The 24,603-nt window shown below is 49.4% G+C and carries 24 protein-coding genes and 1 riboswitch; of the genes, 12 read left to right on the top strand and 12 right to left on the bottom strand.

The genetic code is table 11. From position 1 onward, the window contains the following. Positions 1-16 precede the first annotated feature (16 nt). Positions 17-247: a glutaredoxin family protein gene (locus LCF57_RS00365; RefSeq protein WP_007432162.1), complete on the top strand. Its 231-nt coding sequence runs from the start codon at positions 17-19 to the stop codon at positions 245-247. Between the two features lie 66 nt (positions 248-313). On the opposite strand, the gene LCF57_RS00360 is transcribed toward LCF57_RS00365, so the two are convergent. After that, a complete protein-coding gene (locus tag LCF57_RS00360) occupies positions 314-1,486 on the bottom strand; it encodes an ROK family transcriptional regulator (RefSeq protein ID WP_225998944.1) in 1,173 nt (390 codons plus the stop codon). Between the two features lie 159 nt (positions 1,487-1,645). Here LCF57_RS00360 and xylA point away from each other — a divergent pair, with 159 nt between their 5' ends. Further along, the gene (gene xylA, locus LCF57_RS00355) at positions 1,646-2,962 is read left to right on the top strand and encodes a xylose isomerase (RefSeq protein ID WP_225998943.1); all 1,317 of its coding nucleotides are present in this window, start codon (positions 1,646-1,648) and stop codon (positions 2,960-2,962) included. A 57-nt stretch (positions 2,963-3,019) separates the two neighbouring features. Next, complete coding sequence (xylB, locus tag LCF57_RS00350) at positions 3,020-4,543, top strand: xylulokinase (protein WP_225998942.1); 1,524 nt, start codon at positions 3,020-3,022, stop codon at positions 4,541-4,543. 87 nt (positions 4,544-4,630) lie between these two features. On the opposite strand, the gene LCF57_RS00345 is transcribed toward xylB, so the two are convergent. Genes LCF57_RS00345 through LCF57_RS00335 form a run of 3 tightly spaced genes read right to left on the bottom strand, consistent with a single transcriptional unit; the run spans position 4,631 to position 7,055 of the window. Then, complete coding sequence (locus tag LCF57_RS00345; RefSeq protein WP_225998941.1) at positions 4,631-4,807, bottom strand: FeoB-associated Cys-rich membrane protein; 177 nt, start codon at positions 4,805-4,807, stop codon at positions 4,631-4,633. Between the two features lie 35 nt (positions 4,808-4,842). Further along, positions 4,843-6,852, bottom strand: coding sequence for a ferrous iron transport protein B (gene feoB / locus LCF57_RS00340; protein ID WP_225998940.1), 2,010 nt, complete (start codon positions 6,850-6,852; stop codon positions 4,843-4,845). After that, positions 6,843-7,055, bottom strand: coding sequence for a FeoA family protein (locus LCF57_RS00335; RefSeq protein WP_413232174.1), 213 nt, complete (start codon positions 7,053-7,055; stop codon positions 6,843-6,845). Before LCF57_RS00335 ends, feoB begins: the two co-directional genes overlap by 10 nt. 314 nt (positions 7,056-7,369) lie before the next feature. On the opposite strand from LCF57_RS00335, the gene LCF57_RS00330 reads away from it, so the two are divergent. Together LCF57_RS00330 and LCF57_RS00325 are read left to right on the top strand one after the other, a co-directional pair. After that, on the top strand, positions 7,370-8,497 hold the full coding sequence (locus LCF57_RS00330; RefSeq protein WP_225998938.1) for a transglutaminase domain-containing protein: 1,128 nt from the start codon (positions 7,370-7,372) through the stop codon (positions 8,495-8,497). A gap of 48 nt (positions 8,498-8,545) precedes the next feature. Further along, positions 8,546-9,928: an MFS transporter gene (locus LCF57_RS00325; RefSeq protein WP_225998937.1), complete on the top strand. Its 1,383-nt coding sequence runs from the start codon at positions 8,546-8,548 to the stop codon at positions 9,926-9,928. A gap of 113 nt (positions 9,929-10,041) precedes the next feature. On the opposite strand, the gene LCF57_RS00320 is transcribed toward LCF57_RS00325, so the two are convergent. The 4 genes from LCF57_RS00320 to LCF57_RS00305 form a co-directional block, all read right to left on the bottom strand. Next, entirely contained in the window at positions 10,042-11,508 is a 1,467-nt protein-coding gene (locus LCF57_RS00320) for an amino acid permease (protein ID WP_318840563.1), read from the bottom strand. Between the two features lie 134 nt (positions 11,509-11,642). Continuing rightward, positions 11,643-11,845: riboswitch (Lysine riboswitch) on the bottom strand. A 122-nt stretch (positions 11,846-11,967) separates the two neighbouring features. After that, entirely contained in the window at positions 11,968-13,101 is a 1,134-nt protein-coding gene (locus LCF57_RS00315; protein WP_225998935.1) for a virulence factor, read from the bottom strand. A gap of 302 nt (positions 13,102-13,403) precedes the next feature. Further along, a complete protein-coding gene (locus LCF57_RS00310; RefSeq protein ID WP_225998934.1) occupies positions 13,404-14,636 on the bottom strand; it encodes an MFS transporter in 1,233 nt (410 codons plus the stop codon). A gap of 89 nt (positions 14,637-14,725) precedes the next feature. Continuing rightward, positions 14,726-15,280, bottom strand: a complete 555-nt coding sequence (locus LCF57_RS00305; RefSeq protein ID WP_225998933.1) for a MarR family winged helix-turn-helix transcriptional regulator — start codon at positions 15,278-15,280, stop codon at positions 14,726-14,728. 360 nt (positions 15,281-15,640) lie between these two features. Between LCF57_RS00305 and LCF57_RS00300 the strand changes: the two genes are divergently transcribed. The 4 genes from LCF57_RS00300 to LCF57_RS00290 all read left to right on the top strand — a co-directional run bounded on the left by LCF57_RS00300 (position 15,641) and on the right by LCF57_RS00290 (position 19,383). Then, on the top strand, positions 15,641-16,987 hold the full coding sequence (locus tag LCF57_RS00300; protein WP_225998932.1) for a cytochrome ubiquinol oxidase subunit I: 1,347 nt from the start codon (positions 15,641-15,643) through the stop codon (positions 16,985-16,987). Next, positions 16,984-18,015 (top strand): cytochrome d ubiquinol oxidase subunit II, encoded by a 1,032-nt coding sequence (locus tag LCF57_RS00295; RefSeq protein WP_225998931.1) that lies wholly within the window; start codon positions 16,984-16,986, stop codon positions 18,013-18,015. The genes LCF57_RS00300 and LCF57_RS00295 overlap by 4 nt, the downstream gene beginning before the upstream one ends. 5 nt (positions 18,016-18,020) lie before the next feature. Continuing rightward, positions 18,021-18,131 carry a cytochrome bd oxidase small subunit CydS gene (gene cydS, locus LCF57_RS28060; protein ID WP_404520786.1) on the top strand — a complete coding sequence of 37 codons (111 nt, stop codon included), beginning with the start codon at positions 18,021-18,023 and terminating at the stop codon, positions 18,129-18,131. Positions 18,132-18,372: 241 nt separating this feature from the next. Next, positions 18,373-19,383, top strand: a complete 1,011-nt coding sequence (locus LCF57_RS00290) for an MBL fold metallo-hydrolase (RefSeq protein WP_225998930.1) — start codon at positions 18,373-18,375, stop codon at positions 19,381-19,383. Positions 19,384-19,480: 97 nt separating this feature from the next. Here LCF57_RS00290 and isdG read toward each other — a convergent pair whose 3' ends face one another. The 4 genes from isdG to LCF57_RS00270 are packed head-to-tail and all read right to left on the bottom strand — an operon-like array spanning position 19,481 to position 22,604. Further along, positions 19,481-19,831, bottom strand: a complete 351-nt coding sequence (isdG, locus tag LCF57_RS00285; protein WP_225998929.1) for a heme oxygenase — start codon at positions 19,829-19,831, stop codon at positions 19,481-19,483. Between the two features lie 2 nt (positions 19,832-19,833). Next, positions 19,834-20,625, bottom strand: a complete 792-nt coding sequence (locus LCF57_RS00280; RefSeq protein ID WP_225998928.1) for an ABC transporter ATP-binding protein — start codon at positions 20,623-20,625, stop codon at positions 19,834-19,836. Then, positions 20,622-21,620, bottom strand: a complete 999-nt coding sequence (locus LCF57_RS00275; protein WP_225998927.1) for a FecCD family ABC transporter permease — start codon at positions 21,618-21,620, stop codon at positions 20,622-20,624. The genes LCF57_RS00280 and LCF57_RS00275 overlap by 4 nt, the downstream gene beginning before the upstream one ends. A 3-nt stretch (positions 21,621-21,623) precedes the next feature. Then, positions 21,624-22,604 carry an ABC transporter substrate-binding protein gene (locus LCF57_RS00270; protein ID WP_225998926.1) on the bottom strand — a complete coding sequence of 327 codons (981 nt, stop codon included), beginning with the start codon at positions 22,602-22,604 and terminating at the stop codon, positions 21,624-21,626. A gap of 398 nt (positions 22,605-23,002) precedes the next feature. Here LCF57_RS00270 and isdC point away from each other — a divergent pair, with 398 nt between their 5' ends. The 3 genes from isdC (at position 23,003) to LCF57_RS00255 (ending at position 24,585) form a co-directional block, all read left to right on the top strand. Further along, complete coding sequence (gene isdC, locus LCF57_RS00265; RefSeq protein ID WP_225998925.1) at positions 23,003-23,518, top strand: heme uptake protein IsdC; 516 nt, start codon at positions 23,003-23,005, stop codon at positions 23,516-23,518. A gap of 70 nt (positions 23,519-23,588) precedes the next feature. Next, on the top strand, positions 23,589-24,056 hold the full coding sequence (locus LCF57_RS00260) for an NEAT domain-containing protein (RefSeq protein WP_225998924.1): 468 nt from the start codon (positions 23,589-23,591) through the stop codon (positions 24,054-24,056). A 31-nt stretch (positions 24,057-24,087) separates the two neighbouring features. After that, complete coding sequence (locus LCF57_RS00255; RefSeq protein WP_225998923.1) at positions 24,088-24,585, top strand: NEAT domain-containing protein; 498 nt, start codon at positions 24,088-24,090, stop codon at positions 24,583-24,585. Positions 24,586-24,603 lie beyond the last annotated feature (18 nt).

The following is a 24,603-nucleotide window of genomic DNA, read 5'->3' as shown; positions in this document are numbered from 1 at the left end:
GATGAGGTGAGCTATCATGGAAAAAGCAATTGTATACACATCTACAAACTGCCCGCATTGCCGTCAAGTCAAAAGCTATTTGAGCGAAAAAGGCGTAGAGTACGAAGAACGCAACATTGAAACAAATGAAGCGTTCGCACAAGAGGTTTGGGATATGGGCATTCGTGCCGTTCCGTTGACTCTGATCGGGGAAGAACGTATTTCCGGTATGAACAAAACCAAGTTTGAAAAAGTGTTGAACGCTTAATCAACTGGGGAATAATCAAAATAAAAGGGCGTATAGGAGCTTTTAATGTTCCTGTACGCCTTTTTTTTACAGAGATACCCGTACACGCCCGAGAAAAGGGGCTGTCGCTGCATAGGCAGCGCCCAACATGGTCGAACGGCTGCCCAGCGTGGAAAAACGGATTTGCAGTTGCCGACGATGATAGGGCAGGGCACGTTCTTCAATCACCTCACGCATACTCTGTTCCAGCCATGGTCTGGCTTCGGCCAGTGGACCGCCGATGATAAGCATTCCGGGGTTAAGGCTGTTCACAATGTTGGTAATGCCCACACCCAAATATCGCCCGATGTCATGAAAGACGCTTAACGTATCCGCGTCACCTTGCCGGGCATACGGCAGTAATTCCGCTGTACTGTGCGCGGACAGGGCGAGGGTGGATGCTGTATATGCTTTTTCCGAAGCATACAGCTCCCAACAGCCCCGGCTACCGCAGGAGCAGAGCCGTCCATTCCAGTCAATGGTCATATGACCCGTCTCTCCGGCATATCCCCAGGCTCCTTGATACGGCTTGCCGTCAATGATAATTCCGGCCCCAATCCCGGACCCTGCACTGATATAGACCAGATCCCGTACCAGCTGTCGATGCTCGCCGTCCATACCATAGTACAGCTCGCCCTGCGCGCCAACGTTGGCCTCGTTATCTACGATGACGGGAAGGCCAAGCGCTGTCTCAAGCTGCTGCCGAAGTGGGACCTCTTCCCAGCCCAGATTGGGTGCGAATAGAACCGTTCCTGATTCATCCACCATACCCGGCACCCCCAGTCCAATGCCGACGATACCGTGAGGGGAGGGAGGAGTGACCTGCATAAGCTCCTGAACCAGCTTTTGAATCTGCTCCATGACAAAGGCAGGATCATGCTGTCTCAGGGGGAGGGTAAGCTCTGTCTCAATGGCTCCTGCCAAATCAGTTAGAGCACCCTTGATATACTGCACACTAACCTCGATGCCAAGCACAAAGCCAGCGCGGCTGTTGAACAGCAGTATTAAAGGCTTGCGCCCGCCACTGGATTCACCTAATCCCGTTTCATATACAAGTTCCTCGGTGATCAGCTCCGCTACCAGATTGGAGACGGTGGCCTTGTTTAACCCGGTTTGACTTGATAATTGTGCTCGGGATAGTGGGGCATGGAGGCGGATGCGCTCCAGCACAATGGATTTATTCAGCTTTTTGACAAGCGCCTGATCGCCAGTGACATTCATGATCTTTTCACTTCCTGTTGGTGTAATTCTCGATATTATATCATAAAAACAAACTTAGTTTAAGCAATAGACAAAGTCTTTTTGCTGTGCTAGAATCTTTTTTGTAAACGGTTACTATAACGATTGACATAGCAGTTACTATAAAGGAGGAACTTATTGATGGCTTATTTCGAGCAGGTATCTAAAATTAATTTTGAGGGCAAGCAATCCAATAATCCTTTTGCATTTAAATTTTATAATCCACAAGAAGTTGTGGCTGGGAAAACGATGGAAGAGCATATGCGTTTTAGCATGGCTTATTGGCACACACTCGTCGCAGGCGGCACTGATCCATTTGGGGTAGAGACAGCTGAACGCCCGTGGTCCAAGTTCAGCGGGCTGGATTTGGCGAAGGCTCGTGTGGAAGCTGCCTTTGAGCTGCTGGATAAGCTGAATCTGCCTTATTTCGCTTTTCACGATGTGGATATTGCCCCGGAGGGCGCTTCCCTGAAGGAATTCCACAGCAATCTGGATACGATCGTGGACCTGATTGAGGAACATATGAAGGCTACGGGGAAAAAACTGCTGTGGAACACGGCAAACATGTTTAGCCATCCTCGTTATTTGCATGGAGCTGCAACCACCTGCAATGCGGACGTATACGCCCATGCAGCCGCCCAGATTAAAAAGGGCCTGGAAGTAGGCAAGCGCTTGGGCGCAGACAACTATGTGTTCTGGGGAGGCCGCGAAGGCTACGAAACACTGCTGAATACGGATATGAAGCTGGAGCAGGACAATTTGGGACGAATGTTCCATATGGCTGTGGACTATGCACGTGAAATTGGCTTTGACGCTCAGTTCCTGATCGAGCCTAAACCGAAGGAGCCAACCAAGCATCAGTATGATTTTGATGCGGCAACGACGATTGCCTTCCTGCAAAAATACGATCTGGATCAGCATTTCAAACTGAATCTGGAAGCGAACCATGCGACGTTGGCAGGTCATACTTTTGATCATGAGCTGCGTGTGGCACGGATTAACGGTATGCTGGGATCACTGGATGCCAACCAGGGAGATTTGCTGCTGGGCTGGGATACAGACGAATTCCCGGTTGATCTGTATGATGCGACCCTGACCATGTATGAAGTGCTGCAAAACGCGGGCCTGGGCCGTGGTGGTATCAACTTTGATGCCAAGGTGCGCAGAGCATCGTTTGAGCCAGAGGATCTGTTCCTCGCACACATTGCAGGCATGGATACGTATGCAAAAGGCTTGAAAATAGCCGCCAAACTGATCGAGGATCGTGTATTTGAGGACTTTATTGAAAAACGCTACAGCAGCTTTAAAGAAGGCATTGGGGCAGATATCGTTTCTGGAAAGGCAACGCTTGCTTCTCTGTCTGAATATGCACTGGCGAACGAAGCACCACGCAAAAACATGTCCGGTCGTCAGGAGTATTTGAAGGCGACATTAAATCAATACATTTTGGCGGATTAAAGCCAGAATTTGTACATGAAATCAAGGCTACACGTTAGCAGGGAAGGAGGAACTTCGATGCAGGAAAAGCTAAAACAGGAGCAGGAACACTATGTCATCGGCGTCGATCTGGGTACCAGCGCAATCAAAACGGTACTGGTCAACCGCAAGGGGCAGGTAGCTTGGGAAACCTCCCAGTCTTATCCACTCCATCAGCCCAAGGCAGGGTATAGCGAGCAGCATCCCGAGGATTGGGTCAGCGGCACGTTAACAGCATTGAAGCAGCTCGTTGAAAAGGCCGGAATCGGCGGGGCAGAGGCCGTGGACGGGATTAGCTTTTCGGGACAGATGCACGGGCTTGTGCTGATCGACAAGGACGGCCAGGTTTTGCGTCCGGCTATTCTGTGGAATGACACGCGTACAACGGCTCAATGCCGCCACATTGAAGAAAAGCTCGGACCGGAGCTGCTGAGCATTGCACGCAATCGCGCGCTGGAGGGCTTCACGCTGCCCAAGCTGCTGTGGGTGCAGGAGCATGAGCCGGACGTGCTGGCTCGTGCAGCTCATTTTATGCTGCCGAAGGATTATGTGCGATACCGTCTGACAGGAAAGCTGGCAATGGAATATTCGGATGCGGCGGGCACGCTGCTGCTGGATGTCGCTCAGAAGCAGTGGAGCCAAAAGATTGCCGCTGCTTTTGAGCTGCCGTTGTCATTGTTCCCTCCGCTGGTGGAATCCTTTGACCAGACGGGTACATTATTGCCGGAGATGGCGGACCAGAGCGGACTTTCGCCTGCAACGAAGGTATATGCAGGGGGAGCGGACAACGCATGCGGTGCGATTGGCGCTGGCATTTTGAGTGAAGGCCGTACCTTGTGCAGCATCGGCACCTCAGGCGTTGTGCTTTCCTATGAGGAACGCAAGGATATTGATGTGCAGGGCCGGGCGCATTTTTTTAATCATAGTGAGCAGGACGCTTATTATATCATGGGCGTTACACTCGCGGCCGGCTATAGCCTGACCTGGTTTAAGGATACCTTTGCACCGGAGCATTCCTTTGATGCGCTGTTGGAAGGTGTAGACTCGGTTGAACCGGGTAGCCGCGGGCTGCTGTTTACGCCTTATATTGTCGGCGAACGTACCCCTCATCCGGATGCCACCATTCGAGGCAGCTTTATCGGGATGGATGCGGGGCATAAGCTGGCGCATTTTACACGGGCGGTGCTGGAGGGAATTACGTTCTCGCTCAAGGAATCGATTGATATTCTCAGAGGAACGGGCAAGACGGTGAAGGAAGTCATCTCCATCGGCGGTGGGGCCCGTAATGAGGCGTGGCTGCAAATGCAGGCAGATATTTTCAATACGGATATCATCAAGCTGGAGAGTGAGCAGGGACCTGCCTTGGGGGCGGCCATGCTGGCTGCATACGGTAGCGGCTGGTTTGAATCGCTGCAAGCGTGTGCTGAAGCTTTTCTTCGGGAGGCGGCGAGATATTCCCCGAACCCCGAGCGTGTGGCACGATATGAAGGATTATATGAGCTGTATCGTGAAGTTTATCTGCACACGCGTGAGCTCAATGAGCATTTGGCGGAATATCGCTAGATAGGGCGGGCTTTGAGTGTAAAGGAAAAGCGTCTGCGGGTTAGGATCAACCTGCAGACGCTTTTTTCATGGGATGCTGAGTACGGATTAGATATTTCTCTTAATGTTCGCAGGGTTTTCATTCACAGCACTCGCGGCACAGCCCGGACATGACTTGCTCGATGAGCACCCGGCACAGGCGCCTTGGCGGCTTTTTCGCAAAAAGCGTACCAACACCCACGCGCTATAACCAAGGATCGCCAACAAAATAATAATATTAATCATGGAATCCACTTCCTTTTATATTCATAGCGTCTAGCTTAACCCCAACCTAATAATCTGCCACACTGATAAATGAAGACGGCGATAATATATGCAACGGTCAAAGGATAGATCACAGAAAATGCGGTCCAGCGCCACGAAAGTGTCTCTTTACGAATAACCGCTACCGTAGCCAGACACGGCACATACAACAGAATGAACACCATAAAGCTAAAAGAGGCCAGCGGTGTAAAGGCATGGCTAACTTGCAGCTCCAGTCCCTGCATATCGGGAACGTGGTAAATGATATTCATCGTTGATACGATAACCTCCTTGGCCATAAAGCCCGTGAGCAGAGACGCGCCTGCTTGCCAGGTGCCAAAACCGAGAGGGGCCAATATGGGTGCAAACCATCCTCCAACCGTGGCTAGCAGACTGTCATCCATTTCTGCACCGAAGCCTTGCGGACCAAAATTGGACAACAGCCAGATGCCGACGGAGCCTGCAAGAATAATCGTTCCGGCCTTACGGACGAAGCCCTTGACCTTCTCCCATGTGCTGCGAAACAGTGTAAGAGCTTGCGGCACCCGATAGGGAGGGAGCTCCACGATGAAGAGGGAGGGCTCGCCTGACAAAACGGACACTTTGGAAAAAATTTTGGCAAGTATAAGCGATACGGTGATTCCGAGTACGTACATCAGCATAATGATGCTTGCCGCATGTGTCGGGAAAAATACCCCCGCAAACAACGCATACACCGGCAGGCGGGCCGAGCAGGACATAAAAGGCACCAGCAACGTTGTAATGAGGCGTTCTCTCGGCTGCTCGATGGTGCGTGCCGCCATAATCGCCGGAACATTGCAGCCAAATCCGATGATGAACGGGATGAAGCTTTTCCCGTTCAAGCCAACCGCCTGCATCAGACGGTCCATTAATATCGTGACCCTCGCCATATATCCGGAATCTTCAATCACCGAGATGATCAGGAATAAGATAGCGATCTGAGGCAGAAAAACGAGCACGCCCCCTACTCCAGCCACGATGCCGTCCACGACCAGACTTTGCGTAAAAGCAGAGGCATTCCATTGAACAAGCACTTCGGAAATAAAGCTGCTTAGTGTCCCGGAAAAGAATCCGTCCAGCATATCTGAAAGGATCGTACCCGCCCAATCGAAGGTGAACTTGAAGGTAGCGTACATCAGCAGCAGAAAGATCGGAATTCCCAAATACCGATGGGTTAGCACCGCGTCCAGCTTATCCGTCAGACCGTGTGGCTTGAGCTTGGAGGTGTCGAGCGTCTTGGCGCACAGATCAGCGATCCATGCTGAACGTACAGAACGGATATGCTGGGCAGGGGTGGCTGTATAACCTTCGCCGAGAAGATCTTCCTCGCAGCGCTGGATACGTGCAGTGACCTTTTCACGCTGTACCTCATTCGTCATCCAGTCCATGACGACAGGATTGTTTTCCAGACATTGCAGCGCGGCCCATCGAAGTTGAAGTACAGGTGCCTCCGTCAACAGGCTGCTAATATCTGTAATCGCGGCTTCGACGGCGGGACCGTAGTCCAACCGGAAATTATTGGATGTACGCCGTACCTCTCGCAGAGAGGCAAGCATTTGCTTACTTCCGCTGCCTGTACGGGCCACCATAGGAATAATAGGAACGTTCAATTGCTTAGCCAGCAATTCTTTGTTTACGCGAAGACCCGTCGCATCAGCTACGTCGGTCATGTTTAAGCCGAGTACAAGCGGACGGCCATACTCCAGTAGCTGTACGGTCAGATACAGATTTCGCTGGAGCTGGGAGGCATCCACGATGTTAATTAGGGCCGCTGGTGGCTCCTCCAGCAAATAACGGGTTGCGACACCTTCATCCAGCGAAAGAGGAAGTAGGGAATAGGCACCTGGCAAATCCACCAAAACGGCAGACTTGTCGCGCAGGAGCCCTGTTTTCTTTTCCACTGTGACTCCCGACCAGTTGCCTACCTCTGCATACGTACGAGTCAGCTTGTTGAATAATGAGGTTTTTCCCGTATTGGGATTACCAAACAGAGCGATCATGTCCATGTCGGGACGACCTCCAGTTGCTTCACTTGATTTTGACGTAGGCCAACCAGTTGACCATTGCATTCAATGACAATAGGACCGCCCAACAAACTGATTTTTTTCAACCGTATAATGGAACCTTCGTCAATACCCATGTCCGTTAAGCGGCGGCGCAATGAGGGATGGAGAGGTGCAAGAGATTGCAAACGCACAGTCTGGCCCAATGGAGTACGAAGGAGCGAGATACATTCTGGCATGGTGCTCAGCCTTTCTGATGTAGAATGAGAATCAATATCATTTAGTCCGATGCCAGTACCATATCATAAGGAGTGCCAGGCTGCTGTGATAAAATTCTCTCTGTGAATGACATATATGGCTGCTGTCCCGTCTGTTATAAAGGCGGGGATGGTGTCGCAACCTGCCTCTGATTGGGCCCATACTCGTCTGCAACCGACAAAACTAGAGCGCTTGGGGCAGCTGTTTTTATGGTAAGATAGAGCTGTTTACAACTATGTTAAGAAGGGCAGGAACGCTCTGTATGAATAGAAAAATCGGGGTTAGGCTTGTAAAATGTCTGGTTGCGGGTGCAGCGCTGGCTGTGTTGCTGCCGCAGGCTGTGGAGTGGGGGAACAACGTATATGCGGCGTCGGTCAAGCCGACTTTATCCGTATCATCGCAGCAGCTTCAGAATAAGCTTCTGCAGGCCATGGATACGCGGAGTGAAACGCTGACCTTTACATATCAAGGGCGGGTGAACGGCCTCAAGCAGCAGCTAGAGACAGCCATCCAACAGGCCATGGAGAGCGATCCGTATGTGAATTATACGATCAAAAGTTATGCATTCAGCTATACTGGCACCACCACGTCCGCTCAGGTTACGATTCGTTTGAGCTACCGTGAAACGAAGGAACAGACGGCCTACGTGGATAGCACGGTTCAATCTGTGCTGGGTGACATCATTACGAAGGGCATGACCGATCATGAGAAGGTAAAGGCCATTCACGACTGGATCGTGGTTCGTCTGAAATATGATGAAACGCAGCAAAAGTATACAGCCTACGATGGTCTGAAAACCGGGAGCACTGTCTGTCAGGGCTATTCACTGTTAGCCTACAAAATGCTGGAACGTGCAGGGATTACGAATCGGATTGTAGAAGGAAGAGCAGGGGGCCAGCTGCATGCATGGAATCTTGTATTGCTGGATGGTCACTGGTATCACATGGATACGACCTGGGATGATCCAACCCCGGATCGCGGGAACGAGGTAAGTACTTCCTATTATCTGCTGACTGATACCGAAATGCGCCGGGACCATTCATGGGTTAAACCGTACCCTCAGGCGAACACAACATATCGGCAGACCTTATCAGCACGGATAGCTGCGGGAGGACCAAAGGCTGCTGTGTATCAAAAGCTGTACAATAACCTGGAATATCCACTGCAAGACGGCAAAGGGTTGGTTAAAACATCTACCGACATCAAGGAGCAGGTTCGCACGGCTATAAATAAAGGGGGGACGACGCTTACCTTCGGATATCAGGGAACAGAGCGAAGCCTCAAGGAAGATTTGCAGCCATTGTATCAGCTCGGTTTGAAGTCTATCTCCTATCAGATTACGAATTTAGGCAGTACCGGGAATCTTCGTGTAACGCTGAAATGGACCTGATCATCTTGCTGTAAATTAGCTACACTACTAAAGGAGTATTTTATTGATATGCACAAGCGTTCCTTTACCTATTTGCTTGGCACGCAGACGATGTCAAATGCGGCCGACATTCTTTATATTATGGCACTTGTATCGCTCGTTTTTCACGAAACGGATTCGATCTTTTCCTCGGTGCTGGTTCCGTTGCTGCGGATGGGGGCACAGATGATCAGCGGCTTTTTGGCACCGCTGCTTTTGGCCCGATTTCAGCTGCCTTTTATTTTATTCGTTTCCCAGCTCGGGCAGCTGGCTTTCTTCGCCGTTCTGCTGGGTCACTTGTGGTCAGCGGGCACGGAGCCGATATGGGTGTTTGTGTTTACGATGGTGGCAGCCATGTCTTTTCTGGACGGCTGGACTACGCCTGCACGTAATGCGCTGATTCCTCGCCTTGCTTCCGGGGATGGGCTGATGCGGGCGAACAGTCTTGTATCGGTCAGCGATCAGACGGTGCAGTTAGCGGGTTGGGGGCTTAGCGGTGTGCTTGTAGCCATGTTGGGCTCTGAGAAGACACTACTGGTGGCTGGTGGGCTATATATGGTGGCTCTGATGTTCACCAGCTTGATTCGAGATCCATTAGAGGGCAAGGTTCATTACTTGCTGCAGCCCGGAACACGGGTACGAAGCGGAGATGCTTTAGCGTCCGAAACTGTATCTGAGCCGGGGCAAGGGCATCATGACATGCCTCCTGTGCATTTGGAAGATACGCTGCTTGGCCATGAGTCAGAGAGCCCGGCATTACCTCCGAAGCGTAAAAAGGAGATACTGCGTGAAGGCTGGAGCCTTATCGGAGCCAGTCGAAGGCTCAAAGCTCTTATTTTTATGGATATGATTGACCTGCTAGGAGGCTCAGTTTGGGTCGGTGCGTTCACGCTTGCTTTCGCTCAGCAGGTTCTGCACAAGAGCGAGGCATGGTGGGGATACATTAATGCAGCGTATTTTGCAGGCGCCATCGGTGGAGGCATCGTTGTCCTCGCCTGCGTCAAGCTTTTGCAGCGCAGACTGCTGCCTGCCATGCTGGCGGGGATGGCAGGCTACTGCCTGCTGACAGCTTGGTATGCACTGAACACACTGCCGCCGCTGACGTTGCTTATCGTGCTGTTGATGGGACTACCTGCGGAAATGTCTGTCGTATCCCGCCGCACGATGATGCAAATGAGTGTGTCTGTGCATGATTTGCCCAAGGTGCTGTCTGCCCAGGCCACACTGACAAGTCTGACCTTTTGCATATCGCTGCTCTTAATGGGCTGGATTGCAGATCATCTGGGCATCGTTAATTTGTACTTGTTTTCCTCATTGTTGACACTAATCGCTGTGATATATGGCATCTTTAGCCGACGTGCCTTAGCTACGTCTTTGACAGCTACAGTAGCAGCAGCTCCTTCCTCCAAATAACAATAAAAAGCCCGTCTCCGGGCATATAAGGTGAACATGCGGATGAACGGTCTAGGACCAGAAATACCGCATGTTTTCCCTGATATGTGGAGACGGGCTTTTTTATTTATCTTTTATTTTTCCGAAGATGCATCTGAGCTCAAATCGCATTCTTTTAATGGAACGACTTTGGTACGTTTGATCCATTTGTAGCCGAACCACAAAATAAGGAATAGAGGCACACTCATGTACGTAGCAATCATCGTCTTCCAGTCGATTTCCTGTCCGGTGAAGGCATCCGCACCTTGCCCGATAATAACAATGATACACAGCGCAAAAGCGAACAACGGCCCAAACGGGAACCAGCGTGCTGTGTATGGAAGCTCACTCAGACTGCGGCCCTGTGCCGTAAAGGCACGGCGGAAGCGATAGTGGCTGACCGCAATCCCGACCCACGTAATAAATCCGCACATCCCGGAGGCATTTAGCAGCCAGTTATAGACGACACCGTCCCCGTATAGAGAAGCGAGAAAGGCCAGCATCCCGACAGCAGTTGTAATCAGCAAGGCATTCATAGGAATGCCGCGTCGATTGACGCGTCCGAGGAAGCGGGGAGCTTTGCCTTCACGTGCCAAAGCAAACAATACACGTGTCGCCGCGTACATCCCCGAGTTGCCTGCCGACAATACGGAAGTCAAAATAACGGCGTTCATGACAGAGGCGGCAATCGCAAGCCCGGCTTTTTCAAACACAAGCGTGAACGGGCTGACTCCAATGTCACTGATATCTCCCCGCAGCAAATTCGGATTCGTGTACGGAATGATCAATCCAATGACGAGAATCGCCAGAATATAAAAGAACAGGATGCGCCAAAAGATTTGGCGAATAGCACGCGGCACGTTATCACGCGGATTTTCACTCTCTCCAGCGGCTACGCCGATCAGCTCTGTTCCCTGAAAGGAAAAGCCCGCAGCCATGAATACACCCAATACGGCAAAGAATCCGCCATGGAACGGAGCGTCTCCGACAGTGAAATTGGCGAAGCCAACCGCCGGCCCCCCCATAATGCCAAAGATCATCAGCACACCCACAGCCAAAAAGATCACAACGGTCACAATTTTAATCATGGCAAACCAGTATTCAGACTCACCATACCCTTTGACCGTCAACGCGTTCAACGCGAAGATTACGGCCAAAAATAATAGACTCCACCAGGCGGAGTGGCTTTCCGGGAACCAGTATTTGATCAGCACTGTCGCTGCTGCCAGCTCGGCGGCAATCGTTACCGCCCAGTTGTACCAGAAGTTCCAGCCCATAGCGAAACCAAAGGCCGGATCGACGAAGCGACCTGCATAGGTGTTAAAAGAGCCGGATTCGGGCATAAACGTAGCCAATTCACCAAGGCTGGTCATCAGGAAGTAAACCATGAGGCCGACTGCGGCATAGGCCAGCAGGGCTCCGCCGGGTCCAGCTTCGGCAACCGCGCCTCCACTGGCGAGGAACAGGCCTGTTCCGATGGAGCCCCCGAGGGCGATCATCGTCATATGACGGGCTTTGAGACTTTTGCGCAAGGTTGCGTCAGGTGTTGCTTTGTGTTGCACGTTCAAACACTCCTTCATGAAATTGTATTTCATGTCAGGGCAAGAGCCAGAAGGAGGGGGAGTATATAAACCAAAAGACCGCAGGGAATACGCCTGCGGCCTTGTCTATGCATTCCGCACCATACCTTCTTCTATAACAAGATAGCTCAACACACGTGTCTGTGTTAGGACATCGTGTGACAGTTCTGCTCCTTTCGGTCAGCAGCCCCAGCATTCGGAGTATTTACAAAGAGTCAGCTCCGCATACTTCGGCGGGTGTACCTTTCCACTGGAATCACAGACGGCTCTTGACGTCTCCCCCGGTGTACTGATTACATCCGCGACCTCTACCTCATCATAAAACAGGGTTGATGAGGTGTATGACATGATATTTTATTGTATAGCGAACTACAGTATAACGTACCTGTACATCTTCTGACAATCGACAATTTTTTGAAAATCCACTCGTAAAATCTTAAATCAAGAGTTGCGCTTGGCCATCTGCTGCCACACGGTGCCTGCGGCTTGCTCGCCTGACTCGATGCGCTCCAGCGCCATTTTGGCCTGTAGACTGACCTCGAATTCGGGGTCATCGACAGCCTTCTCCAGCGCGTCACGCGCATCCTCGGTTCCGACCTCGTATAAAAAACGGGCGGCCCGCCAGCGCACTAGCTTGCTGCTATCCGATAGGGCTCCAATCATCGCACCAGTAGCGACCGGATCGCCGATGTCCGACAGCGTGTCGCCTGCGGTACGGCGTACTGCCGCTGAAGGATCGCGCAGCGCCTCGCCCAGCAGCTCCATCGCCTCCGGTGAGCGAATATCGCCCAGATAGACGACAGCCAGCCGTCGCAGCTGCATTTTTTCGTCATGCAGCGCTTGCCGAATAAGCGGCAAATGCTCAGGTGTTGGCTCCAGCCGATCAAGCGCGGCATAGCGTGTGCGCCAATCCTCGTGCTGCAGGGCTTGCTCCAGTTCGGCATCGCTCCACTCGCGGCGCTCCTCCACGAATTCGTTGTTGTCTGTGCCGTGGGCAATCGCCTGCTGGATAATCTGCTCCAGCCGTTCCTGCGGGAAGGCGGCCTCCAACTCCTGCTCGACCTCGCGTGCAATGTCCGGCAACTCACCGTAACGAACGCCATAATCACTGAGCTTGCGCTCCTTGATTAGCGTAGCACTCGCTACACGCGTAACGGCTTGCACAAAGCGGTCGGACAATGAAATCCGTTCCTCCTTCTGTCCCGCCTTAACCCGAATTTGCATTGGAATGCCGCGGAAAAATTGCACAAAGACCTGTGCTTCGCCAAACGCTTCCCCCGAGGTTTCCTCCGGCAAATCCCAATTGGCGTCAGCACCTTCCTCGCCCAGTTGATCCCGGACTTGACCCAGAATGATAGACCAATCTGCATTTCCTTTGCGATCAAGGGCGACAAAATCCGTCGTGTGAAACACACTTTTGACCCCTTCAATAGCCAGCATACGCCGGATAAATGGGGGGGCGGAACGCTCATTGTCTCGTGTATATGTTCTGCGGATACCTGCTTCCAGTCGCTCATCCAGATGCAGCATCATGGTGTTCGGACTGGGAGTCGGCTCGATAGATGTTATTTTCATAGCTCGGTACAGCCTCCTGTTCAAAAGTTCTCCATATATAGCTTATCTGTATTGTACCTCATTCTACGTATGTCTCCAAAGAGAGAGTTTGTAATTTTGAGGAAAATGCAATGACATATCTCACACAAATCGTATAAACATGCCTGATGAATATGGAGTTTTTAAGTGAAAACAGGATGAATGGTGCTGTACAAGCGTAGCGGTCGCTTTAAAAGCTTTCCATAGGAAAGCTCGCTTCGGAAGCATCACTTCCTCGGATTTCTACCCTAATCATAGGCTTTTCTAGATAGTTTGATACTGTACTATGCATTCTGCTTCAGCGAATCGTTCTGGTGGTTGCGAATGAGCAGGGAGGCGATAAAGCCCACAGAGAGTACAGCTGCCAGCAGCATAAATGTAGCCGCCTGATTTCCGCCATCACCCATCAAACGAATAGAAAGCATAGGGGCTAGACTCGTACCGGCAAACAGAATGAAGGTATACAGTGAGACCGCTATCGCTCTTGCCGAACCTCCAAGCTGGCCGACAATGGCAATCAGTGAAGGAACGCTGAGGGCAATGCCGCTTACATAACATATACTCAACACCACGATAGCGATAAGAGAATGCGTCATTCCCATCAGCGCCAAGCTGAGAATGGCAAGGACAAGAGCTGTACGTAATATAAAATGTACACCGAATTTTTGAGCTAGCTTTCCGGCAAACGGTGATAGAAGCATGCCGATGATGCCAGCGGATCTTACATAAAGCATCTGTGTGCGATTCAAGGCAAATTCGGATCCGCCCAGATAGTTGCCTAAAACGGTATACATGCTCACAAAGGACATCAGGAGAACAAAAGCGACCGTGTAGCTTAACCATAAAGGATACGAGCGCACAACGGTGCCCAACTGACTGAAGGCCGCTAAAACTCGGACGTCTCGTTGTGGTGAGGAAGCTTTAGGCAGGAAAAAAAAGACGATCAGGAAGGTTATGGCGTACAATACGCCTAGCATCCGAAATACCATATTCCATCCCATAGATTCACTAACAACAATACTAAATACCTGCCCGGCAATACCTGCTACCAGAAACCCGGTGCTGATAAAGCCAATGGCTGTTACCCGCTTCTCGGTCGGAAACATATCTACAGCGTAAGCCAGAGCTACGGGAGAAAAGGTGGCTGCCGCCAAGCCCTGAAGCAAGCGCAGTGTCACCAATACCGAATACTGACTGGTTAAGCCGAGGCACAGCGAAATGATCGTTAATGCGAGCAGTCCGTAGACAATTACCTGCTTTCGTCCAAAGCGGTCAGACAGTCCCCCATAAACAAGGCAACCCGCCGCAAAGCCCAAAGAAAAGATACTGCCTGGCAAGGTCGCTTCGGCAGGCGTTATTCCAAATATACTGTCAAAGAGGGGAACCAGAGGAACTGTTACATACAGGCTGGACATGACGGCAACCGCTGACCAGCATAGAATGACTATCATCCAACCATAAGGGAGAACTGTAGTTTCCTTCTGTGTAGCGGTATGATTTGTTCGTAATTTACTCATTCATTAAACACTCCTTCATGACAAAATAATCAACTGTTAATGTATACAATTGAAGCTATTAGATAATCTAATTATATACTCAAAAAAAATTATCTACCCACCCCCAATCTGTGCTCCATATGATGGTGGAGCTTCTCTATAATCCGCGAAAAAACGACCTGCTCCTCAGGCTCCAAAATGCTCGCCAGAGAAGCACAGGAAGACCAAAATACAGGGAGTACCTGTTGTACAAGCCGGGAGCCTTCTTCTGTAATACGTACATGAATCTTACGTCGATCTGTGGAAGTATGTTCCCTGATAATCCATCCTCTTTGCTCTGTCCAGTCCAGGATCGATGTCACGGATGCGCGTCGAATTCCAAGACGGTCGGCAATCATAGATGGGCTCATCTGATTTTGTGATTGGTGCAGGGTTAGCAGCAACAGCAAATCCAGCTTGCTCTCTGTCAGTCCGTAAGCAGACAAATCCAGATCAATCGCGTCGAGCACGTTATCACCCGTCCATAGCAAAAACAGACCCATACGGGCAAGATCCCGATCCGTTTCCGGGAGAGCAGTTTCATCCATTAACTCCAGATAGGGCTTTGGACCAAGACGGGGAAGGGGGGGCTGAACGGTGTCCCGCTTATGTTGTTTTGGCGGCATACATTCACTCTTTTCATGTAATTAGGTTATCTAACTATTTTTAATATAGCGGATTTGAAGGCATAAAACAATATCTAAATAGAAAAACGGCTACATTCAGCACCAAAGCAGGGTTAAAAATCGGCTGAGTGAACCAAACTGAGAGTAGGTTACCAAAATGCGCCAAAAGATAAGTGAAGGAGGCGTTCCCATGTTCCGCAAGCAGGAAAGAACGCTCATTATTGTATGTATTGTGATTGCGGCTATTATGCTGTACGCCGTAATTAAAAGCATAGCTCGCTTGACTCCTTAGCTGGTAATCAAGAGCAATTCACGATGTTTTTCCTATTTTAAAATGTGAAATGAAGGAGTGAATATCATTTGTCTTCACTGGACCCTGTATTGCTAAGCCGGATGCTGACCGGAATTACCCTGTTTGTTCATATTGTATTTGCATCTATCGGCGTTGGCGTACCCTTAATGATTGCACTTGCAGAATGGCGCGGGCTGCGAACCGGTGATCCGCATTATACTTTGTTGGCCCGACGGTGGGCGCGGGGGTTTGTCATCACTGTTGCCGTAGGTGTCGTTACAGGCACCGCGATTGGTCTGCAGCTCAGCCTACTCTGGCCTACCTTTATGCGGGTGGCTGGACAAGCGATTGCGTTGCCTTTGTTTTTGGAGACGTTTGCTTTCTTTATCGAAGCTATATTTCTGGGGATCTACTTGTACACCTGGGATCGGTTTAAAAGCAAATATTTTCATCTGATGCTGCTTATCCCGGTAGCGATTGCCTCATCTGCATCAGCGGTTTTTATTACGACTGTGAACTCGTTCATGAACCAGCCCCAAGGCTTTACACTCAAAAATGGAGTCATGACAAATATTCATCCCATCGAGGCCATGCTGAATCCGGCCACGCCGACCAAGGTTTCACATGTACTGGCTTCCTCGTATACATTGAGCGCCGGGGTGCTGATGGGACTGGCTGCTTACAGTATGCTGCGGGGGCGTAATCACCCGTATTTCAAAAAAGCGCTGAAGCTGACTGCGACCTGCACCATTGTGTTTGCCATCAGCACAGTAATGATCGGGGACGCCTCTGGCAAATTTTTAGCCAAATATCAGCCTGAGAAGCTGGCTGCTGCCGAATGGCACTTTGATACGATGACGCATGCTCCCTTTGTATATGGCGGCTACATGGATAAGAACGGTGAAATCAAGTATGCCCTGAAAGTGCCTTATGCGCTTAGTGTGTTGGCCGGGAATTTGCCCAGTACGGAGGTCAAGGGATTAAATGATTATCCCGTAGATGAGCGTCCGCCGCTGTCTATCCACTATATGTTTGACCTCAAAATTACCACCGGGGTGCTGATTTTGGTCATCCCGCTGCTATATCTGATCCGCAAGCGTTTGCCGGGTCGCAAACCATATCCCAAATGGCTGCTGCTAGCGCTCATTCTGGTCGGACCGATGGCTATGGTGGCCATTGAACTGGGATGGATGTTCGCAGAGGTCGGCAGACAGCCGTGGATTTTACGTGGATACATGAAGGTGTCCGAGGCAGCAACCACCTCTACCAGTGTCGGGTGGATGCTGGTGCTGTTTGTTATTTTGTATCTCGTGTTGTGCTTCTCGGCCATTAAGGTACTAAGCAAGCTATTCCGTAATAAGGATGCGGTAGAAGAGATGAAGCAGCTGGGCCTGGAAGGGGCTGAAAGCAAGTGAGCTATGAAATTGTCGGTATCGCCATTTTGTGGACCTTCCTGTTTGGTTATTTGGTTGTGGCATCTATTGATTTTGGTGCAGGCTTTTTCAGCTTTTACAGTGTGCTGACAGGTCACCAGAACAAAATCCACAATATCATTCAACGGTATCTGTCCCCGGTGTGGGAGGTAACGAATGTATTTCTTATTTTTTTCGTGGTGGGATTGAACGGGTTCTTCCCGGATGCGGCTTATTATTATGGCACAGCGTTACTCGTTCCCGGCAGTATTGCGATTGTGCTTCTCGCGATCCGGGGAGTGTATTATGCGTACAATACGTATGGGCATTCCGGTACAAATAATATTGTCTACATGGCGTTGTACGGTGCGACAGGGTTGCTGATTCCGGCGGCACTGTCCACGGTTCTCGTCATTTCGGAAGGCGGCATTATTATGGAAAACAGCACAGGTGTTCATCTGCAATGGGGCCAGCTATTAAGCAACCCCTACACGTGGGCAGTTATTATTCTGGCGCTGGTGAGTGTGCTGTATATATCTGCGATGTTTCTGTCCTTTTATGCCAAAAGGGCGGGAGACAAGGTCGCTTTCGAAATCGTACGGGGATACGCGTTGTTCTGGAGTGTTCCTACGATTTTGGCGAGTCTGTTCGCATTTTTTCAGATTAACAAACAAAATCCGGACCATTTTGCCAATATGCTGAGCATGGCCTGGATGTTTGTCGCATCCTTCATATGCTTTGTGGGGGCTGTTTATCTGGTATGGCAACGGCGCTATTTGGGAACCTCATTCATCCTGGTGATGCTGCAATTTGCATTTGCCTGGTATGGCTATGGGCGCTCACATCTTCCGTATGTTTTGTATCCCTACATTAATGTGCATGACAGCTTTACGAACCCTGTAATGGCGTATGCATTGATTACAGCGTTTAGTGCGGGACTGCTGGTATTGATCCCTTCGCTAATTCTGATCTTAAGACTGTTCCTGTTCGATGCAAAATATGTGCGAGGACAAACGGGGAAGAAAGGGTGAGTTCAATGGCTGCTTTCGAGCATTTTACGATTATGTACGAGTCGCCTATCATTATTGTCGTGGCGATTGTGTTTTTGTTTATGTATTCGGCACGCTTTAAAAATCCACAGGACTAAAATCATCGGCAGACGGGCCTTCCCGATTCATGAGGAGGGTCCCTTGATGTGCCTTGATGTGCTTTGATGTATGCTGTGGAATTTCCATTACATATTTCCATTAGATTGGGGATTGAATTATACTTTACATATACCAGCATGTTGTATCATTTGGTTTTCATACTCATGTGTACAATATATAGATGAATGAAACCCTTTGGATCACTTGGGAGAACGGGTTTGTCAGGGAGGGAATTACATCATGCCCAAAGTTCGTTTTAACAATATGGATCATGTAAATACCGATAAAACCATCAAGCAATTCAGACAATGGCGGCAGGAGCGACGCAGCAAAATAAAGGATTATACGTTCGTTGTGCCAAACCATCCTCCAGAGCTGGAGTTTTTGCACAGTAATCGGGAAATGACGACAGCAACCTGGGTAGGGCATTCCACCTTTTTCATCCAGTATCTTGGGCTGAATATCATCACTGATCCGGTATGGGCCGAGCGTATGGCCTTGGACAAAAGGTTGGCTCCGCCTGGCATTCGCATTCAGGATGTACCGCCGCTGGATATCATTCTGTTGTCCCATTCGCATTATGATCACTTACATATACAATCGTTGCGCAAATTATATCGCGCAGACACGCTTATGCTCGTACCCTCGGGGCTAAAGTCGAAAATGGTCCGCAAAGGCTTTCGCAATTGCCATGAGCTGCAATGGTGGGAGCATTTTACGGTAGGCGGGGTGCGGATTACATTTGTTCCGGCACAGCACTGGACACGGCGTACGCCGTTCGATACCAACACTTCACATTGGGGTGGATATATACTGCAAAGTGAGCAGCAGGTGATCGGCTCTGCCACGTCCGTTTCGGACGTAGATTCTCATGCAGATTCAGATTCAACGAATGCACCGACGTTGTATTTTGTGGGAGATACCGGGTATTTTCGTGGTTTTAAGGAGATTGGCGAGCGTTTTGCCATTGACCTGACTTTTATGCCGATTGGCGCGTATGAACCGGAATGGTTCATGACCTCGCAGCATGTGACACCAGAGGAGGCATTGCAAGGATTTGTCGATTGCGGCGCAGATCAGATGATCCCGATGCATTACGGAGCCTTTAAGCTGGCGGATGATACGCCGAGAGAGGCCTTGGATCGTCTCGAAGCCGAGCGCGAGCGTTTGGGCATCGCGAAGGAACGTATCCATGTATTGGGGCACGGAGAGACGCTAAAAATTGGGCGCCGCAGCTCCACTACAATCTGAGGAGTTCAACAAAATACTCATTGAAAAAAGCGACCCTGCGGACATATAATGCTGTCTGCGGAGCCGCTTTTTTTGTTTTTAAGGCTATGATTCAGGATTAAACGGCTTCGGTGTCACTCGCCAAAGAGGAGTCGCTGTTGGCGATGGGATGACGAACGATTTTAACTTCATAGAACGTGATTTTATTTTCAATAATGTAGTCCGGAATTTGACGGTGGCTATGGGACTCGCGGAACGCTTCGCTTTTCGTCCAGCCTTGGAAGTTCTCTTTTTCCTTCCAGCGTGTGCTGATCGTTACTTCCTCATAATCCTCCGTGTTTTCAGTCAGCAGCACTTCCAGACCAAGGAAGCCCTCCATTTTCTCTACTTTTCCTTCTTTGTTGAAGCGTTCGATGAGCAGATGGGCATTGCCCGGTGTGATTTTAGACGTATTTGTAACGATAACCATATTTAAATTCCTCCTAAATGATGTGGTATGGTCGGTATAATGACCGGATAGCCATCCTCGAATTTGATCGTGGCGTTCATTTCATAAATGTCGCGAAGAAAATCAGATGTCAAAATCTGACGGGGTTCGCCGGCAACGGCAATTCGTCCCCTTTTAAGCGCAATCATATGATGACAATAGGCCGCAGCTTGCTGCAAATCATGCAGTACCATAACAATCGTCAAGCCGGACTCGTGATTGATACGCCGCAGCATATCCATAACCTCAAATTGATGGGCGATATCCAGAAAAGTGGTCGGTTCATCGAGCAAAAGAATACCTGTTTGTTGGGCCAAAGTCATTGCAATTCGCGCTTTTTGTTGTTCACCTCCCGATAGAGTATGGAACATCCGATCCGCATAGGGCTTGATACCTGTGATTTCCATGACATGGTCCACGATATGCTGGTCCTGTCCGGTATGTCGTGTTCTCAAGCCTTTGGCATGAGGAGATCTTCCGTAAGCGACCAGCTCACGAACCGTTAATAACGGCAGCATATCCTTCATTTGCGGCAGCATCGTAATCGTCTGGGCAAAATCGCGCCGCTTGTAGTCCTCTACTTGCTTACCTAGTACGGAAACCTGCCCCTGATCCTGCTTGAGCAGCCGGGTCATAATGCGCAGAAGCGTAGATTTGCCTGAGCCGTTGGGTCCGACAATTGCGGTGAGCTTCCCGGCGGGCAAGGTGATGTTTACATCGTTCAGCTGGAAATATCCGCGCTGTAAGAAGAGATGCTCACCCTGTATGGCTGTCATCCGAAATTCCCCCGTTTCTTGAGCAGGATTAAGAAGAACGGCGCCCCGATGACGGCCAGTAAAATACCCACAGGCAGCTCAATCGGATCAAACCAGGAGCGTGCCACCGTATCCGCCAGGACTACCAGCGTCCCGCCGCCCAAAATGGAAAGGGGCAGGAGGAAACGATAATCCTCCCCAATCAGCAGTCGTATGACATGGGGAACGACCAGTCCTACGAAACCGATCAGCCCGGCTACACTGACCGCTGTACCGGCGAGCAGGGCTGAGAGCAGGATAATCAGCAGACGTTGAAGCTCTACCCGCTGACCTAGCAGCTGAGCTGAATCGTCGCCTAGTAGCAGCAAATTGGCAGGCTTGATCGCCAACAGAGAGGCGATTAAGCCAACGATGGCGTAAGGAGCCATAAACTCCAGGTGATGCCAGCTTCGCCCGTTTAATCCGCCGGATAGCCAAGGGAGAACGGCCTGGACGCGGTCGCTGTACATGACCATCACGCCATTGGTGAGTGCACCCAGCAGCGCGTTGATCGCAACACCAGCCAGCACAATTTTGACAGGGGAAGCTCCTCGGTCCCATGCCAGCAGGTAAATGATGAGCGCGCTCAGAAAGGCGCCCAAAAAGGCCGTTACCGGAAGGAGGTAGCTAAGCTGTGGAAGCATGACCATCGTAATGACGGCAGCGAGTCCACCCCCGGCAGATACACCAATAACACCAGGGTCGGCCAGTGGATTTTTCATGACTCCTTGAAGAAGGGCTCCAGAAGCTGCGAGGCAAGCTCCTACAAGCAAACCTACGAGCACTCTGGGGAGCCGGAGATCCATCAGGATCGTGCGATAGATAGAGTCATCGTTATGTAACAAAACCTGATTGATTTCTTGGAGCGGAATCGACACCGAACCGTAGGCCAGGCCGTACACAGAGACAGCCAGCAGTAGGACCGGAAGGGTAATCCAGGCGATGGTGCGCCTTCTGGCACGCTGTAGTTTGTTCATCGCCTATTTCGCCGGATACAGCTTGTCGTGCATCAAATCCAGCGCCTTTGTCACCCGCGCGCCTGGATTCGTTCCGAACAAATCTGATGGCAACACCTCGACCTGATTGCTTTTGACCGCCTGAATTCCGTTCCAAGCTGCATTTTCCTGCATTTCCTTTAAAAATGCGGCTTTCACTTCTTCAGTATTGCCATGGGTCATGATGAAGATGTAATCAGGGTCGGCCTGTATGATACGCTCTGTGTTTAGCTGTGCATATTGCGGGAAATTTTGCAGGCCCGGAAAATCAGCGGCAATATTGGAGCCGCCTGCAACCTCCAGAATGTTTCCGCCTAGTGAATTCGGCAATGCCGCCATATACGTGGCTGGGGCTCCGTAGACCAGCAGCACCTTCGGTTTGGAGCTGGAGGCTGTATCCTTTTGCAGCTTGGCTACCTGTTGGTCAATTTGCTCGTTCAGCTTCACGGCCTGAGCCTGCTTTTGCAGTAATTGTCCGAATAATGTAATTTGCGATTGAATATCTTTGACTGAATTAGCTCCAGTCAGCAGCAGTTGTGAACCGACCCCTTCAATGGCCGGAATGTCCTTTTCATTCATTGGGTAATTGCCCAATACGACATCTGGTTTGAGCATCGTAATTTTCTCCAGATCGACCTCATGAGTAGAGCCTACCTGTTGAACATTCTCAGCAGTTGGGACGACGGAAGGTCCATTCGAGTTGGGTCTGCCGACGGCAGTCCCGCCCAAAGCATATATAATGTCCAGATCGCCGTTGCTTAAAGCCACGATATGTTGAGGGATACCTTGGAACGCCAATGTTCGCTTGGAAAAATCAGTAACCTGAATCGTGGCATTGTTTGCCCGGCTTGAAGTGGCAGATACAGATACATTGGTTGGTTTGTGATCTGCGGTCGGAGCGCCACTACTACATCCGGTGACAGCCAATAAAAGCGCCGCGGATGACCACAACACATGAGATTTCATGTCATTCCTCCTGCAATTTTGTGTTGAATAATAATGATAATCATTTTCATTTAAACATAAGAGAATGATAATGAATATCAATGGGGATTGTCAATTAAAAAAACAAAATTTTAAATAAATTTTGAATTGAAAATGAGGAGGGGGTTGTTCATGTTATAGAGGAAGATGCTCCAAATTTTTCTTAAAAAATAGCATATATCAAGGAGTTATATACACGCAAATACATATTGACATTTTTGAAAAGTGTAAGATATATTGATGATGGGTTCACTTGGTTTTGCGAATTTCTGGAATAGAGAGGTGGGGAGAGAAGCTCAATAAGAGCTATTTTTTTTCAATTATCAATTGAGAATGATAATCAATTAGTTATATTCTCGTGGGGAGGGACTGCTGTCAAAATGAAGAAGGGGCTTTCTGCAATTATTGGTGTGTTTCTGCTGGTGAGTATGCTGGGCTTCTGGCCAACTTCGTCATCTGTAGGAGCCGCTTCGGCTTCTCCAAAATTGGCGGATGGTACATACACGCTCAAATACAATATTCTCAAGGCGGAAAATGATTCGGTATCCATGGCTAATGATTATTTTGAGAAGCCAGCTAAATTGTATGTGAAAAAAGGCCAAATGACGATGCAAATTAAGCTGAATCATAGCGAATGGACAACCGGGTTTAAAGTAGATCACAAAGGCAAAATCATAGATACAAAGGTCATCCATAAGGATGCCAAAACCGATACCCGAACTGTACAATTTCCAATTGCAAGTGTGAACAGTCCGCTGATCTCTAAAATTCATGTTACTGTTCCTGCGTATAACTACGATCATGACTACACGATCCGTTTCGCGTTTGATTCCAAGAGCGTCAAAAAAGTGGCAGCCGTCCAGTCTGCGAAATCATCCAAATCTTCCAAGAAGTAATTCAAGCATCTTTATCGTTCATAAAATCAACATAAATTCAAGCATAAACCATTGAGGAGTGTGTGTAGATATGAATAGGGTAATGAATCGTTTTGAGCCATTTTCTTTGAAGAAGGTTTTTGTAGCGTTGATCATGACAGCACTTGTTTTTGCACTCATTGCGCCATTCTCAGCTAAAGCGGCAGCAGCCGATGGGACATACACCGTAAACTATACCGTTTTGAAGGATCAAACGAATGAAACGTCCCGATTGGACAGCTATCTGACGAAGCCAGCTCAGGTTATTGTAGCTAATGGTAAAAATGTCGTTCGTCTGACTGTGAAAAGCAGCAATCTGATTACAGCGTTCAAAGTAGAGCAAAATGGCGTTCTGCAAGACGCAACTGTAGTGAGCACGGATACTGCCAGCAACACTCGTGTAGTGGAATTCGAAGTTGCTGATCTGAATGCCAAAGTGAATGCTTATGCTGAAATCACAATTCCGGTCATCGGCTACACAGGCAAGTACCATGTACAACTGCAATTCGACGAAATCTAATCCAAATACAACGTAAAAGGAGATTGAGAACATGAACATGGTAATGAATCGTATGGAGAAATTGTCTTTGAAAAAGGTAATGCTCACGGTATTGATGGCAGCGCTTGTTTTTGTGGTACTAGCTCCATTTTCCTCTAACAAAGCGAGTGCGGCTTTGCCAAATGGTACGTATCAATTGCCTTATACCGTTTATAAAGATGGAACCACCGAACCATCTTACATGGATACAAATGGTTATGTGAAAAAACCAGCCACTCTGATTGTTACGAATGGTCAATATAAAGTGAGAGTAGCTATTACCAAAAGTGCCTGGGTCACTGAATTCAAAACAGAACAAAATGGTCAGTATGTGAATGCGACTGTGGTAAGCACATCAGGAGACACAAGAATAGTAGAATTCCCTGTAACTAGCCCTTCCCAAAAATTGAACGTTAAACTACATGTCAGTGTACCTAAAGAATACACTGGTGGTATTCCATACGATCACGATTATGTTGTTCAATTCCAATTTGACGACAGCGATATTTAACAGTTTCTTTGTGGAAAT

Source organism: Paenibacillus sp. BJ-4 (assembly GCF_020404765.1).
In the GTDB taxonomy this organism is placed as follows: Bacteria; Bacillota; Bacilli; order Paenibacillales; family Paenibacillaceae; genus Paenibacillus.
This window is presented reverse-complemented; position numbering and strand designations above follow the sequence as displayed.